This is a genomic window from Mycobacterium sp. TH-M103 (assembly GCF_057473785.1).
The window spans coordinates 1-13,874 of record NZ_JBYCLG010000010.1 but is presented as its reverse complement, the minus strand read 5'-3'; the positions used below and the strand labels follow the sequence as shown (position 1 = coordinate 13,874).

15 protein-coding genes and 2 pseudogenes are annotated in these 13,874 nt (G+C 71.0%); 14 read left to right on the top strand and 3 right to left on the bottom strand.

What is annotated here, in order from left to right:
- From AC2VOR_RS00490 to AC2VOR_RS00475, 4 genes and pseudogenes are all read left to right on the top strand, one after another.
- The coding region (locus tag AC2VOR_RS00490) for an EF-Tu C-terminal domain-related protein (protein ID WP_486962999.1) at nucleotides 1-167 on the top strand (167 nt) is incomplete at its 5' end.
- A gap of 97 nt (nucleotides 168-264) precedes the next feature.
- Nucleotides 265-366 (top strand): annotated as a pseudogene (locus tag AC2VOR_RS00485) (SHOCT domain-containing protein); the annotation flags it as partial.
- Nucleotides 367-416: 50 nt separating this feature from the next.
- Nucleotides 417-1,235 (top strand): mycofactocin-coupled SDR family oxidoreductase, encoded by an 819-nt coding sequence (locus tag AC2VOR_RS00480; protein WP_486962998.1) that lies wholly within the window; start codon nucleotides 417-419, stop codon nucleotides 1,233-1,235.
- Nucleotides 1,236-1,260: 25 nt separating this feature from the next.
- Nucleotides 1,261-2,433, top strand: a complete 1,173-nt coding sequence (locus AC2VOR_RS00475) for an NAD(P)/FAD-dependent oxidoreductase (protein ID WP_369740629.1) — start codon at nucleotides 1,261-1,263, stop codon at nucleotides 2,431-2,433.
- 28 nt (nucleotides 2,434-2,461) lie between these two features.
- Here AC2VOR_RS00475 and AC2VOR_RS00470 read toward each other — a convergent pair whose 3' ends face one another.
- On the bottom strand, nucleotides 2,462-3,508 hold the full coding sequence (locus AC2VOR_RS00470) for a DUF2332 domain-containing protein (protein ID WP_486962997.1): 1,047 nt from the start codon (nucleotides 3,506-3,508) through the stop codon (nucleotides 2,462-2,464).
- Entirely contained in the window at nucleotides 3,505-4,098 is a 594-nt protein-coding gene (gene mftR, locus AC2VOR_RS00465; protein WP_369740626.1) for a mycofactocin system transcriptional regulator, read from the bottom strand. Before mftR ends, AC2VOR_RS00470 begins: the two co-directional genes overlap by 4 nt.
- Before the next feature lie 98 nt (nucleotides 4,099-4,196).
- Between mftR and mftA the strand changes: the two genes are divergently transcribed.
- The 7 genes from mftA to mftG all read left to right on the top strand — a co-directional run bounded on the left by mftA (nucleotide 4,197) and on the right by mftG (nucleotide 10,769).
- The gene (gene mftA / locus AC2VOR_RS00460) at nucleotides 4,197-4,286 is read left to right on the top strand and encodes a mycofactocin precursor MftA (RefSeq protein ID WP_144951011.1); all 90 of its coding nucleotides are present in this window, start codon (nucleotides 4,197-4,199) and stop codon (nucleotides 4,284-4,286) included.
- A gap of 4 nt (nucleotides 4,287-4,290) precedes the next feature.
- Nucleotides 4,291-4,563 (top strand): mycofactocin biosynthesis chaperone MftB, encoded by a 273-nt coding sequence (gene mftB / locus AC2VOR_RS00455; RefSeq protein ID WP_369740624.1) that lies wholly within the window; start codon nucleotides 4,291-4,293, stop codon nucleotides 4,561-4,563.
- Nucleotides 4,560-5,732, top strand: coding sequence for a mycofactocin radical SAM maturase (mftC, locus tag AC2VOR_RS00450; protein WP_486962996.1), 1,173 nt, complete (start codon nucleotides 4,560-4,562; stop codon nucleotides 5,730-5,732). The genes mftB and mftC overlap by 4 nt, the downstream gene beginning before the upstream one ends.
- 2 nt (nucleotides 5,733-5,734) lie before the next feature.
- Nucleotides 5,735-6,937: a pre-mycofactocin synthase MftD gene (gene mftD, locus AC2VOR_RS00445; RefSeq protein ID WP_486962995.1), complete on the top strand. Its 1,203-nt coding sequence runs from the start codon at nucleotides 5,735-5,737 to the stop codon at nucleotides 6,935-6,937.
- Between the two features lie 112 nt (nucleotides 6,938-7,049).
- Nucleotides 7,050-7,775 carry a mycofactocin biosynthesis peptidyl-dipeptidase MftE gene (gene mftE, locus AC2VOR_RS00440; protein ID WP_369740620.1) on the top strand — a complete coding sequence of 242 codons (726 nt, stop codon included), beginning with the start codon at nucleotides 7,050-7,052 and terminating at the stop codon, nucleotides 7,773-7,775.
- Nucleotides 7,772-9,184: a mycofactocin biosynthesis glycosyltransferase MftF gene (gene mftF, locus AC2VOR_RS00435; protein WP_369740619.1), complete on the top strand. Its 1,413-nt coding sequence runs from the start codon at nucleotides 7,772-7,774 to the stop codon at nucleotides 9,182-9,184. Before mftE ends, mftF begins: the two co-directional genes overlap by 4 nt.
- A 145-nt stretch (nucleotides 9,185-9,329) precedes the next feature.
- Nucleotides 9,330-10,769 (top strand): mycofactocin dehydrogenase MftG, encoded by a 1,440-nt coding sequence (mftG, locus tag AC2VOR_RS00430; RefSeq protein WP_486962994.1) that lies wholly within the window; start codon nucleotides 9,330-9,332, stop codon nucleotides 10,767-10,769.
- A gap of 33 nt (nucleotides 10,770-10,802) precedes the next feature.
- On the opposite strand, the gene AC2VOR_RS00425 is transcribed toward mftG, so the two are convergent.
- Nucleotides 10,803-11,672 (bottom strand): PE family protein, encoded by an 870-nt coding sequence (locus AC2VOR_RS00425; protein ID WP_369740615.1) that lies wholly within the window; start codon nucleotides 11,670-11,672, stop codon nucleotides 10,803-10,805.
- 593 nt (nucleotides 11,673-12,265) lie between these two features.
- Here AC2VOR_RS00425 and AC2VOR_RS00420 point away from each other — a divergent pair.
- The 3 genes and pseudogenes from AC2VOR_RS00420 to rplC form a co-directional block, all read left to right on the top strand.
- A pseudogene (locus AC2VOR_RS00420) lies at nucleotides 12,266-12,517 on the top strand (TetR/AcrR family transcriptional regulator); the annotation flags it as partial.
- 461 nt (nucleotides 12,518-12,978) lie between these two features.
- Nucleotides 12,979-13,284, top strand: coding sequence for a 30S ribosomal protein S10 (gene rpsJ / locus AC2VOR_RS00415; protein WP_003873519.1), 306 nt, complete (start codon nucleotides 12,979-12,981; stop codon nucleotides 13,282-13,284).
- A gap of 14 nt (nucleotides 13,285-13,298) precedes the next feature.
- Nucleotides 13,299-13,874, top strand: a 576-nt coding sequence (rplC, locus tag AC2VOR_RS00410) for a 50S ribosomal protein L3 (protein WP_486962993.1), incomplete at its 3' end; no start/stop codon positions are given.

Sequence of the window (13,874 nt, the reverse complement as noted above, 5' to 3'; positions counted from 1 at the left end):
GTGTGGTGACGCTGCCGGAGGGCACCGAGATGGTGATGCCCGGTGACAACACCAACATCTCGGTGAAGCTGATCCAGCCCGTCGCCATGGACGAGGGGCTGCGGTTCGCGATCCGTGAGGGTGGCCGCACCGTCGGCGCTGGCCGGGTCGTCAAGATCAACAAGTAGTCCAGTAGCGCAGCGGCGCCCATCCGAAAGGGTGGGCGCCGTTTCGCGTCGCGCGCTAACCCCACACGATCGATACGCGCGTTGTGGGGAGGCGGTGATGCCGGCGCGCTACCTGAAGGCACAGTTGGTGGTCCTGCTGTGCGGCGGCCTGGTGGGGCCGATCTTTCTGGTCGTCTACGTCGCCCTCGGGCTGGGCTCCAGTTTCGCTGCTAGCCTGGCTGCTGCGACAGGGCGGCGAAAGGGACAGACGTGGCGGGATCACTGCAGGGCCGGGTGGCGTTCGTTACCGGAGCGGCGCGCGGCCAGGGCCGGTCGCACGCGGTGCGCCTGGCCGCCGAGGGTGCGGACATCATCGCGCTCGACATCTGCGCGCCGGCCTCGCCCGGACTGACTTACCCGGCGGCCACGCCGGAGGACCTCGCCGAAACGGTCCGCCTGGTGCAGGCCGAGGGCCGCAAGGTACTCGCCCGCGAGGCCGACATCCGCGACGACGCCGCGCTGCGGCAGCTGGTGGCAGACGGTGTCGAGCAGTTCGGCCGGCTCGACGTGCTGGTGGCCAACGCCGGGGTGCTGGGCTGGGGCCGGGTCTGGGAGCTCACCGACGAGGAGTGGGACACCGTCATCGGGGTCAACCTGACCGGCACGTGGCGCACCCTGCGCGCCACGATCCCCGCGATGATCGCGGCCGGCAACGGTGGCTCGATCGTCGTCGTCAGCTCGGCGGCGGGGGTCAAGGCCACGCCCGGCAACGGGCACTACTCGGCGAGCAAGTTCGGCCTGACCGCGCTGACCAACACGCTGGCGATCGAGGTGGGGGAGTACGGCATCCGCGTCAACTCCATCCACCCGTATTCGGTCGACACCCCGATGATCGAGCCGGAAGCGATGATGCAGCTCTTCGCCAAGCATCCCGGCTTCCTGCCGAGCTACCCGCCAATGCCGTTGCAGCCCAAGGGCTTCATGACGGCCGACGAGGTGTCCGATGTGGTGGTCTGGCTCGCCGGCGACGGCGCCGGCACCCTGTCGGGCACGCAGATCAACGTCGACAAGGGCGCCTTGAAGTACTGATCGGCGAACGTGGTAAGAACACCACGTGACTGAACAGGGCATCGTGATCGTCGGGGGCGGGCTGGCCGCCGCCCGGACGGCCGAGCAACTGCGCCGGTCGGAATACGCCGGGCGCATCACGATCGTCAGCGACGAGGTGCACGTGCCCTACGACCGCCCGCCGTTGTCCAAAGAGGTGCTGCGCAAGGAGGCCGACGACGTCGCGCTCAAGCCGCGCGAGTGGTACGACGAGAACGAGATCACGCTGCGGCTCGGCTCGGCCGCCACCGCCCTCGACACCGCGGCGCAGACGGTGACGCTGGCCGACGGGACGGTCGTCGGCTACGACGAGCTCGTGATCGCGACCGGCCTGGTGCCGCGGCGCATCCCGGCGTTCGGAGACCTCGAGGGCATTCGCGTGCTGCGTTCGTTCGACGAGAGCATGGCGCTGCGCGAGCACGCCTCGCAGGCCCGGCACGCAGTGATCGTCGGCGCCGGCTTCATCGGCTGCGAGGTCGCGGCCAGCCTGCGTAGCCTCGGGGTCGACGTGGTGCTGGTCGAGCCGCAGCCGACGCCGCTGGCGTCGGTGCTCGGCGAGCGGATCGGCGAACTGGTGGCCCGGCTGCACCGGGACGAGGGGGTCGACGTGCGCCTCGGGGTGACCGTGGCCGAGGTGCGCGGGCAGGGCCACGTCGAGGCCGTGGTACTGACCGACGGCACCGAACTGCCCGCCGACCTGGTGGTCGTCGGCATCGGATCGCGTCCGGCCACGGACTGGCTGGCCGGCAGCGGCGTCGAGGTGGACAACGGCGTGATCTGCGACGCGACCGGTCGCACGACCGCGCCGAACGTGTGGGCGCTCGGCGACGTTGCCTCGTGGCGCGATGCGACGGGACAACAAGCGCGCGTTGAGCATTGGAGCAACGTGGCCGACCAGACCCGGGTCGTGGTGCCGGCGATGCTGGGCCGGGAGGCGCCCGCGACGGTCGTCGTCCCGTACTTCTGGAGCGACCAGTACGACGTCAAGATCCAATGCCTGGGGGAGCCGCAGGCCACCGACACCGTCCACCTCGTCGAGGACGACGGCCGCAAGTTCCTCGCCTACTACGAACGCGACGGGGTGCTGGTCGGGGTGGTCGGCGGCGGCATGCCCGGCAAGGTGATGAAGGTTCGCGCCAAGATCGCCGCCGGTGCGGCCATCTCCGAAATGCTCGGCTAGCGCGCGGCTTTCGCGCTCGCTGGTGGTCCTAGTGCCAGGTCACGGGTGCGCCGTGCGGATGGCACTGCCCCAGGACCGCGAGCCGGCCACCGGGCCAGCGGCGCCCCCGCACCAGGAACCGGAACCCGGAGCCGGACCAGTCGCGCGCGGGTTCCATGGTGAGGTGGGCGAACGGCGCACGCTCGTCGGCACGATCGGCCAGCGCGCTTACCCCCTCGCGTACCGCCCGGCGCTCGTCGGCGCTCAGGTACTGCCAGACGATCGAATGCCACAGCACCGTCAGCGCGCCGTCGGCCGGCGTCAGGCCCGCGACGGCGTCGGCCGCGGTGCGGCGCTCCAGGCGCGCCGGAACGGCGCGGGCGACCGCGATGGCGGCGCGCAGCCGGTCCAGCCGGGCGCCTTGGTCGGGCCAGACGTAGCTCAACAGGGTCGTTTCCGCGTCGGCTGCGCCGACGTCGACGGGGGCGATGTCGTATCCGTGGCGTTCGACGATGTCGACCGCGCGCAGGGGCGGCGGCCGGCCGCGCCAGGCGTCGTCGATCGTCACCGGCGAGTCCGCCGGTCCCCACTGCCTGCCCGCGAAGCGGTAGCGGTAGCGGTCAGCGCGCAGGTTCAGGCCCGCGCTCGTGCCGATCTCGAAAAGCCTTATCGGCATGCCCGATTCGTGGCCGATGCACAACAGCGCGCCGAGCAGCGCGGCGGACCGGCCGACCTCGTTGGTCTGGGGCGGTCGCTGCAGGCCGGCCCGCAGCGCGTCGACGTGGCCGGCCGCGGCGAGCGCGATATCGGGCCAGGCGGCATCGGCTGCCCACGCGCCGCCGGTGCTGGGGTACCAGCGGCGCAACGCGGGCGCGCGGCCGTCGAGAACCAGCCGGTGCAGCGCGCCGAGCAGCCGTAGCGGCAGCGCGTCGCGCGACGGGTCGCTTTCGTGTCCGGCCAGCACGGTCGCGAACACGCCGCCGGATTCGACGTCGCGGGCCACCAGTTCCAGCAGCTCGCCGTACATCGGGGAGCCCAGCTCGGTGCAGAAGCGACCCTGGGCCCGCAACGTGTGCGGCAGGCGCCCGGGGGTCACGTGCCCAGCCTTGCCAGCCCGGCGCCGACCGCGTCGAAGGCGTTGCCCAGCGCCACGGGCAGCGGCACCGACTCGTCGGCCAGCCAGTGCTCGTAGGCGGCCAGCGCCACCCCGAGCATCGTCCAGGCGACGGTCTGGGGCAGCAGGTCAGTCACCTTGGCGCCCAGCCGGCGGGCCACGAACCCGGCGATCACCTCCCGCCAGCCGGCGTACATCGTCATCGAATACGCTTGCAGCTCCGCAGTTTCCAGGATGACCCGCATCCGCTGGCGGTGCCGTGCGGTCTCCGAGGCGTCGAAGGTGTTGAACGCCAGCAGCGCCGCCCGCAGCGTCTCGCCCAGCGGCGCCGACCGGTCGGCGCCGTCGAGCAGGTCGCGCAGGTGCGCAAGGTGGGTGTCGAAATCGCCCCAGGGGATCGCGTTCTTGGAGGCGTAGTAGCGAAACACCGTGCGGCGCGCGATGCCGGCGGCCTGGGCGACGTCGTCGACGCTGACCTCGGCGAAGCCGCGCGCGGTGAACAGTTCGATGGCGACGTCGGTGATGTGGTGCGGGGTCGTCGAGCGGCGCCGGCCGACCCGGGACTGCGGCATCGTCGGACCCGCCCTTCCATTTCGGCACTCGATGCCATATTCTGGCGACGATTGTGACTCAACTCATCGTTGTCAAGAACCGGCGAAAGGCAAGCCCCGTGGACCACGAGACCCACACCGACACCGAACTCGTCACCGAGACCCTGGTCGAAGAGGTGTCCATCGACGGGATGTGCGGGGTCTACTGACCCCGTGTTCGACCCAGACCTCGGCTGGCGGCTGCACCCGCAGGTGGCGGTCCGCCCGGAGTCGTTCGGCGCGCTGCTCTACCACTTCGGCACCCGCAAGCTGTCCTTTCTGAAGAACCGCACCATCCTCACGGTGGTGCGGTCGCTGGCCGAACACCCCGACGTTCACTCCGCCTGCCGCGCGGCGGGCGTGGACGTCGCCGGGGAGGCGCCGTATCTGCAAGCGCTGGGCGTGCTGGCCGATTCGAAGATGTTGATACCCCAGGAGGTTCCGTGACCGCCACCGTGCCCCGGCTCATCGAGCAGTTCGAAAGCGGCCTGGACGCGCCCATCTGCCTGACCTGGGAACTGACGTACGCGTGCAATCTCGCCTGCGTGCACTGCCTTTCGTCGTCGGGCAAGCGCGACCCGCGCGAGCTGTCCACGCGCCAGTGCATGGACATCATCGACGAGCTGGAACGCATGCAGGTGTTCTACGTCAACATCGGCGGCGGGGAACCCACGGTGCGCCCGGACTTCTGGGAGCTGGTCGACTACGCCACCGCGCATCACGTCGGGGTGAAGTTCTCCACCAACGGGGTCCGGATCACCCCGGAGGTCGCCACCCGATTGGCGGCCAGTGACTACGTCGACGTCCAGATCTCGCTGGACGGCGCCACCGCCGAGGTCAACGACGCCGTCCGCGGTCCCGGGTCGTTCGCGATGGCGGTGCGGGCGCTGGAGAACCTGGCCGATGCCGGGTTCTCCCAGAACGGGGGCGCGAAGATCTCGGTCGTCGTCACCCGCCACAACGTCGGCCAGCTCGACGAGTTCGCCGCGCTGGCCGGCCGCTACGGCGCCACGCTGCGGATCACCCGGCTGCGGCCGTCGGGGCGCGGCGCCGACGTCTGGGACGAACTGCACCCCACCGCCGCCCAGCAGGTCGCGCTCTACGACTGGCTGGTCGCCAAGGGCGAGCGGGTGCTCACGGGTGACTCCTTCTTCCACCTGTCGCCGCTGGGCGCCTCCGGCGCCCTGGCCGGGCTGAACATGTGTGGGGCCGGCCGGGCGGTGTGCCTGATCGACCCGGTGGGCGACGTGTACGCCTGCCCGTTCGCCATCCATGACCGCTTCCTGGCCGGGAACGTGCTGTCCGACGGGGGATTCGACAACGTCTGGAAGAACGCCGCCCTGTTTCGTGAGCTGCGCGAACCGCAGTCCGCGGGCGCCTGTGGCAGCTGTGGGCACTACGACAGCTGCCGGGGCGGCTGCATGGCGGCCAAGTTCTTCACCGGCCTGCCGATGGACGGCCCGGACCCCGAATGCGTCCAGGGTCACGGCGAGCCGGCGCTGGCCGGCGTCCGTGAGACGCCGCGCCCGCGGGCCGACCATTCCCGGAGCGGGCCGGTCCCGCTCACGCTGAGCGCGCGGCCGCCGGCGCGCCTGTGCGAAGAAAGCCCGGTGTAGTGATGGCCAAGTGGTTCGAAACGGTCGCCATCGCCCAGGAACGCGCCAAGCGCCGGCTCCCGAAATCCGTCTATTCGTCGCTGATCTCGGCCAGCGAAAAGGGAATCACGGTCTCCGACAACGTCGCGGCTTTCAGTGAACTCGGCTTCGCGCCGCACGTCGTCGGTGCGCAAGCAAAACGCGACTTGTCGACCACCGTTATGGGGCAGGAGATTTCGCTGCCCGTCATTATTTCGCCGACCGGTGTGCAAGCGGTCCACCCCGACGGTGAAGTCGCGGTGGCGCGGGCCGCGGCGGCCCGGGGCACCGCGATGGGGCTCTCCTCGTTCGCCAGTAAGCCGATCGAGGACGTCATCGCCGTCAACCCCAAGCTGTTCTTCCAGGTCTACTGGCTGGGCGGGCGCGACGCCATCGCCGAGCGGGTGGAACGGGCGCGTGCGGCCGGGGCGGTCGGCCTGATCGTCACCACCGACTGGACGTTCTCACACGGGCGCGACTGGGGGAGCCCCTCGATTCCCGAGAACATGAATCTGTTGACCACCCTGCGGTTGTCCCCGGAGGCGATCGTGCGGCCGCGGTGGCTATACATGTTCGGCAAGACACTGCGGCCGCCGGATTTGCGGGTGCCCAACCAGGGTCGCCGCGGCGAGCCCGGCCCCTTGTTCTTCAACGCCTACGGGGAATGGATGGGCACTCCACCGCCGACCTGGGACGACATCGCGTGGCTGCGCGAACTGTGGGACGGACCGTTCATGCTCAAGGGCGTCATGCGCGTCGACGATGCCAAAAGGGCTGTCGACGCGGGCGTCTCGGCGATCTCTGTGTCCAACCACGGCGGCAACAACCTGGACGGCACGCCGGCGTCGATTCGCGCCCTACCCGCGGTGGCGGCGGCGGTCGGCGATCAGGTCGAGGTGCTTCTCGACGGTGGCATCCGGCGCGGGAGCGACGTCGTCAAGGCGGTGGCGCTGGGGGCACGGGCGGTGATGATCGGGCGGGCCTACCTGTGGGGTCTGGCCGCGGCCGGTGAGCCCGGCGTCGAGAACGTCCTTGACATCCTGCGCGGGGGGATCGACTCGGCGCTGATGGGGCTGGGGCACGCCTCGGTGCACGACCTGAGCGCCGACGACGTCCTGGTCCCGGCCGGGTTCGGCCGGGCGCTGGGGGTGCCGCCCGCCGCCCCCGACCAGCCCCCGGCGGGGTGAGGTTCCTGGTACCTGCGAGGCAACCGTGACGCACGAGTCCTGAAAATCGGGGCGTTCGATGAACGCCCCAGGAAAAAATTGTTTTCAGGGGACAACAATTGGTGCACACCAGGTGAATTGGCCTTACCATCGGCGAGTGCCCGTACTCGGCGAACTTGGAAGTGCGACGTCGAGCCAGCTGTTCACCCCGTCGCTGCTGATCCCGGTGGGGTCCACCGAACAGCACGGCCCGCACCTGCCCCTGGACACCGACACCCGCATCGCGGCCGCGGTTGCGGCGAAGGCCCGGGCGCTTCTCGGCCGGGAATGGCTGGTCGCACCGGCCATCGCCTACGGCGCCAGCGGCGAGCACCAGAGCTTCGCGGGGACGGTCTCCATCGGCACCGAGGCACTCACGCTGCTGCTTCTCGAGTACGGCAGGTCGGCCACCTGCTGGGCCCGGCGCCTGGTCTTCGTCAACGGCCACGGCGGCAACGTCGCCGCCCTGGATGCCGCGCTGGGCCGGCTGCGCGCCGAGGGTCGCGACGCCGGGTGGGTTCCGTGCGCCGCCGCGGGCGCCGACCCCCACGCCGGCCACACCGAGACATCGGTGTTGCTGCACATCTGCCCCGCCGAGGTGCGGACCGACCGGTGGCTGCCGGGCAACGACGCACCGCTGGCCGAGTTGCTGCCCTCGATGCGCCGGGGTGGAGTGGCGGCCGTCAGCCCGGTGGGCGTCCTGGGCGATCCGACGACAGCGACCGAGAGCGAGGGGAAGCGCCTTCTCGCGGAGATGGTCGACGGGTGCGTGCGCCGCGTTGCCCGGTGGCGGCCGGGCGCCGACGGGATGCTGACATGAGCCAGCCCCGGCTGCCGGACGGGTTCGCCGTTCAGGTCGATCGCCGCGTGCGGGTGCTCGGCGACGGTTCGGCGCTGCTCGGTGGTTCGCCGACCCGGCTGCTCAAGCTGGCCCCCGCCGCCCAGCACATGCTCTCCGATGGCCGGCTGAAGGTACGCGACGACGTCAGCGCCCAGTTGGCCCGCACCCTGCTGGACGCCACGGTGGCCCATCCCCGGCCCGCCGGCGGCCCGTCGCACCGCGACGTCACCGTGGTTATTCCGGTGCGCGACAATGTCGTTGGAGTACGGCGTCTGGTCAGTTCGCTCCGCGGGATGCGCGTCATCGTCGTCGACGACGGTTCGTTCCAGCCCCTTGGGCCCGACGACTTCGCCGGTGCCGACTGCGACGTCGAGGTGCTGCGCCACCCGCGCGCCAAGGGGCCGGCGGCGGCACGCAACACGGGGCTGGCGGCCTGCGAGACCGAGTTCGTTGCGTTCCTGGACTCCGACGTCGCGCCGCGCCGCGGCTGGCTGGAGGCGCTGCTCGGTCACTTCTGCGATCCCACCGTCGCCCTCGTTGCGCCGCGCATCGTCGGCCTGGCGCACAGCGAGAACGTCGTGGCGCGCTACGAGGCGGTGCACTCCTCGCTCGACCTCGGCGAGCGGGAGGCGCCGGTGCTGCCCCACAGCACGGTGTCCTATGTCCCCAGCGCCGCGATCATCTGCCGCTGTTCGGCCATCCGCGAGGTCGGCGGGTTCGACGAGACGATGCAGTCCGGTGAGGACGTCGACCTGTGCTGGCGCCTCATCGAGGCGGGTGCCCGGCTGCGCTACGAGCCGATCGCGCTGGTCGCCCACGACCACCGCACCCAACTTCGGGATTGGCTGGCGCGCAAGGCGTTCTACGGCGGGTCGGCCGCACCGCTGTCGGTGCGCCACCCGGACAAGACGGCACCGGTGGTCATTTCGGGCTGGGCGCTGACCGCCTGGATCGCGATGGCGCTCGGGACCAGCGCCGGCCGGCTGGCCTCGGTCGCGATCGCCCTGCTGACCGGCCGGCGGATCGCGATGGCCATGCGCAGCGTCGAGACGTCGGCGGGTGATGTGCTGGTGATCGCGGCCCGCGGCCTGTGGTCGGCGGCGCTGCAGTTGGCCTCGGCGGTGTGCCGGCACTATTGGCCCCTGGCGTTGTTCGCGGCGCTGACATCGCGCCACTGCAGACGCGTCGTGGTGGTCGCGGCGGTCATGGACGGCGTGGTGGACTGGCTGCGCCGCCGAGACGCCACCGACGAGGATGCCGAACCGATCGGTCTGCTGACCTACCTGCTGCTCAAGCGCGTGGACGACCTGGCCTACGGTCTGGGCCTGTGGTGGGGCGTGTTCCGGGAACGCAACCTGCGCGCGCTCAAGCCGCAGATCCGCAGCTAGTGCCGCGCGCTCGGTTGGCCGGCGTGCGGGACGGCCGGCCCCGGCCCCTCTCGCTCGCCGGATGTGTTGGTTACGACGGGATTTCCAGCTGCTCCGGTGCGTGTCACCCGATGCCGGTCGCGGCTGGTCCCGGTTACCCGCCGTCGTGACCGCAACGGCCCCGCACAGCGACGTGCTGATCGTCGGTGCGGGCAGCGCCGGTTCGGTGGTCGCCGAGCGCCTGTCCGCCGACTCGGGCTGCACCGTCACCGTCCTCGAGGCGGGGCCGGCGCTCGCCGACCCGGCGCTGCTGGCGCTGACCACCAACGGGATGCAGCTGCCGATCGGCGCGGGCAGCCCGCTGGTGCAGCGCTACCAGACCCGCCTGACCGATCGGCCCGTGCGCCGGATGCCGATCGTGCGCGGCGCCACGGTCGGCGGTTCGGGTGCGGTCAACGGGGGTTACTTCTGCCGCGGGTTGCCGCGCGACTTCGACCGGGCGGCAATACCCGGCTGGACATGGTCGGACGTCCTCGGTCATTTTCGCGCCATCGAGACGGACCTGGATTTCGACGGTCCCGCCCACGGGGACAGCGGGCCCATTTCCGTTCGGCGCACCCGGGAGATGGCGGGCGCCACGGAACTGTTCATCGCCGCCGCGCAGCGCGCCGGGTTTGCGTGGATTCCAGACCTCAATGACGTTGGGCCAGGTCAAGTTTCGGGAGTAGGTGCCGTCCCGCTCAACATCGTCGACGGCGTGCGCAAGGGGTCCGGCGCGGGGTTCCTGGTCCCGGCACTGGGCCGGCCGAATCTCACGCTGCTGGACCGGACGCGCGCGGTGCGACTGCGATTCGCCGGCACCAGTGCGGTCGGTGTCGACGCAATCGGCCCGCAGGGCCCGCTGACGCTGCCGGCGAGGCGAATCGTGTTGTGCGCCGGCGCCATTCAGTCGGCACACTTGCTGATGCTCTCGGGTATCGGAGACGAGGCGTCGTTGCGGGCCGCCGGAGTGCCGTTGGTGGCGGCGCTGCCGGTGGGGCGGTCCTGCAGCGATCACCCGGAATGGGTGCTCCCGACCGATTGGCCTGTCGTGCCGGGTCGGCCCGTGCTCGAGGCGGTGCTGAGCACCAACGACGATATCGAGATCCGGCCCTACACGGGCGGATTCGTTGCCATGACCGGTGACGGCAGCGCCGGCCATCCCGACTGGCCACACATCGGGGTGGCGCTGATGCGGCCGCGGGCCCGCGGGACCCTAACCCTGGTCTCACCGGATCCCGGCGTACCCCCTCGCATCGAGCACCACTACGACAGTGAGCCCGACGACGTCGCGGCGCTGCGCCGGGGCAGCGAACTGGCCCGCGAATTGGCCAGTGCGGCAACCTCTGTCGGGGAGCCCCTTTGGTCGACGTCGCAGCATCTGTGCGGCAGCGCCCCCATGGGCACCGACGACGACCCACACGCCGTCGTCGATCCCCGGTGCCGGGTGCGCGGGGTGGGCAATCTGTGGGTGATCGACGGTTCCGTGCTGCCGACGATCACGGGTCGTGGCCCGCACGCCACCATCGTGATGCTGGGCCACCGCGCGGCCGAATTCGTCGGTTGAGCCACCGCGGGCGCGCCGCGTGAGGCGCGCCGACTACTCCGCGACGGTGTTCCAGTGCGCCGCGGGCGCCGCCGCCACCGCCGTCTCCTCGCGCGCGGCAGCAGCGGGGGCCGCCGCCGGGGAATACGGCGGCGTCGCCGGGGAGTAGGCCGCCGAGGCGGCCGCGGCTACCGGCGTGCCCGTGCCGACCGGCATCGGCGGCATCGTCGCCGGGGCGACGGCAGACGCTTCCGCCTGCGCCGCAGCCGGCGCGCTGACGGCCAACGGCACGTCCGCCGGCTCCGCGGCCGTCGGCGCCGCAGCGTACGCGGGCGTCGGGGTCTGCATCGGCGGGGCGGGCGCGCTTGCCGACACCGCCGAGGCCGCCGGAACGGCCGAGATCGCCGCGCCGGGCGCCACCGCCGCCGCGGAAGGCGGCGCAACCGCGGTCGCCAGGGGCGCCACCGGGGCGGCCGGCGCGGTCCCGCCGGCCAGGCTCGCCGTCGCCGACGGCACCGCAGCGGCCGCCGAAGCCGCCGGCGCGGCCGTGCTCATCACCGGCTGGGCGTGCGACAGGGCCTGACCGGACTGGTTGACGGCGGTGCTCAGCATGCCCTGGTGAGCCGTTTGCAGAGGCGAGGCGTTGGCCGCCTCGGTGATGGCATATTGCGCGGCGCCGCTGTTCATCAACTGCACGAACTGGTCGTGAAACGCCGCGGCCTGGGCGCTGAGTAGCTGGTAGGCCTGTGCGTGCGCGTCGAACAGCGCGGCGATGCTCGCCGAGACTTCGTCGGCACCGGGCGGGGTCACGCTCGACGCCGGGCCCATCGCCGCCGCGTTCGCCGAGCCGATGGTCGAACCGAGATGGCCCAAGTCGGCGGCCGCCGCCGTCACCTGCTCCGGTGCCGCGATTACGTATGACATGTCACTTCCCCCGTGTGTCGAATCGCGTCCTAACGGATGGTATCCCGCAACCCGGGTTCCGCGGGGGCTTTTGGGCCGACCATACCGGCCGGTGCCCACACTGTCGACCTATTCGCAGGCAATCCCGGGGTACCCGGCCGCGCCCAGGAAAGGGCGGGCCGCGCCTGCAAACCGTTGCCGGGGCGGGCGCGACCCGCCGGTGAGGGTGACGACGTTCATGCTTTCCACGTAGATGGCCACGACGAGTGGCGATGCGCGCGCTGGAATGCGTCAGGCGCGAACAATGCGTCGCAAAAAGCGTGGACGGCACGACGCCGTGTCATGGACCTGGTTGTCATGAATCAGCCTTCGCCGGTCACCTCCCTTCGCTCGCTGATGCGACTACGCCGAGCGACCATGCGCGGTGGCAAGGGCCCGGCCCGACCCGGCGGCCGCCGGGCAGGTCGATGGGTGAGTCCGATACCGGGACAAGCGAATCCCGGAACGGTCCGCCGTCAATCAACATCACATTCACCCCAAATCGCCGAGATGATCTGCAGTTGTCGATATAGATTTGTGTTACCAGAAAAGTGAGATCCGTGCAAGAGGCCGCACGGCGGCGCGGGCGCCGGTCGGGCGCGACACCGTTCGACGCGGTCTTCGACAGCCCGGAGGCCGCCGAGCTGGGGGAGGTGGACCGGTCCCGCGCCATCGCCCTGCTGACCGGCGCTGGTGCTGGGCCGGCTGAGCACATTGCCCGATTTCGACACAGCGACCGCGCCCGCGCGGCCGTCGACGGGTTCCTGCACGTGCAGCGCGCGCACAGCCGCGCCGGCGTGGCGAGCGCGGAACCGGCGGGTGACTGAGCCGCCTCCGGTCGGCCCCGCCCGGAGGCGGCCTCCCGGCCCGCGAACACGCCGCTGACCGGCGCGCGGGCGGGCCGCTGGTAGCGTTCCCGCGAGGCGTGCCCGGGATTGGGCCGGGGATTTTGCCCCGGGCCTGATCTGAGGCATACTGTTCGGGTTGCCTTGCGCCAGGTTTTCGCCTGGCCGGGCATACGACCAGCGCCCGAACGGGCGCGTCCGGTCCCATCCTTGAGTGCGACTAAATCGGCCGTGCACGAGGCTGCGTGCGGGTGACACACCCGACCGCGGGGGTCGGTGGACCACGACAGGTAAACAGCGGCGCAGCATCCGGCGCGACGCTAGGCCGGCCCGGAGATCGGGCGGCCGAGCTGCGCGCCGGAGGGCACCAGGTCCGGACATCGGACCTCAAAGCGAACGAGGCCCGGACACGGGCTTCACGAGGGAATCAGGTAGGGAGAGGCGTGGCGGGACAGAAGATCCGCATCAGGCTTAAGGCCTACGACCACGAGGCCATCGACGCGTCGGCGCGCAAGATCGTCGAAACCGTCGTCCGCACGGGTGCCAGCGTCGTAGGGCCGGTGCCGCTGCCGACCGAGAAGAACGTGTATTGCGTCATCCGCTCTCCGCACAAGTACAAGGACTCGCGGGAGCACTTCGAGATGCGTACGCACAAGCGGTTGATCGACATCCTCGATCCGACGCCGAAGACCGTTGACGCCCTGATGCGCATCGACCTTCCGGCCAGTGTCGACGTCAACATCCAGTAGGAGATCCAGAGCTCATGGCAAGAAAAGGCATTCTGGGTACCAAGCTCGGGATGACGCAGGTGTTCGACGAGAACAACAGGGTCGTGCCGGTGACCGTGGTCAAGGCGGGCCCGAACGTGGTGACGCGCATCCGCACCCCGGAGCGCGACGGCTACAGCGCCGTGCAGTTGGCCTATGGCGAGATCAGCCCCCGCAAGATCAACAAGCCGGTGACCGGCCAGTACGCGGCCGCGGGCGTCAACCCGCGCCGGTATCTGGCCGAGTTGCGGCTCGATGACGCCGAGGCGACCGCCGACTACGAGGTCGGCCAGGAGCTGACGGCCGAGATCTTCGCCGACGGCGCCTTCGTCGACGTGACGGGGACCTCGAAGGGTAAAGGGTTCGCCGGCACGATGAAGCGGCACGGCTTCCGCGGGCAGGGCGCCAGTCACGGCGCCCAGGCGGTGCACCGCCGCCCCGGGTCCATCGGCGGCTGCGCCACCCCCGCGCGGGTCTTCAAGGGCACGCGCATGGCCGGCCGGATGGGCAACGACCGGGTGACGGTCCAGAACCTGGTGGTGCACAAGGTTGATACCGAGAACGGCGTGCTG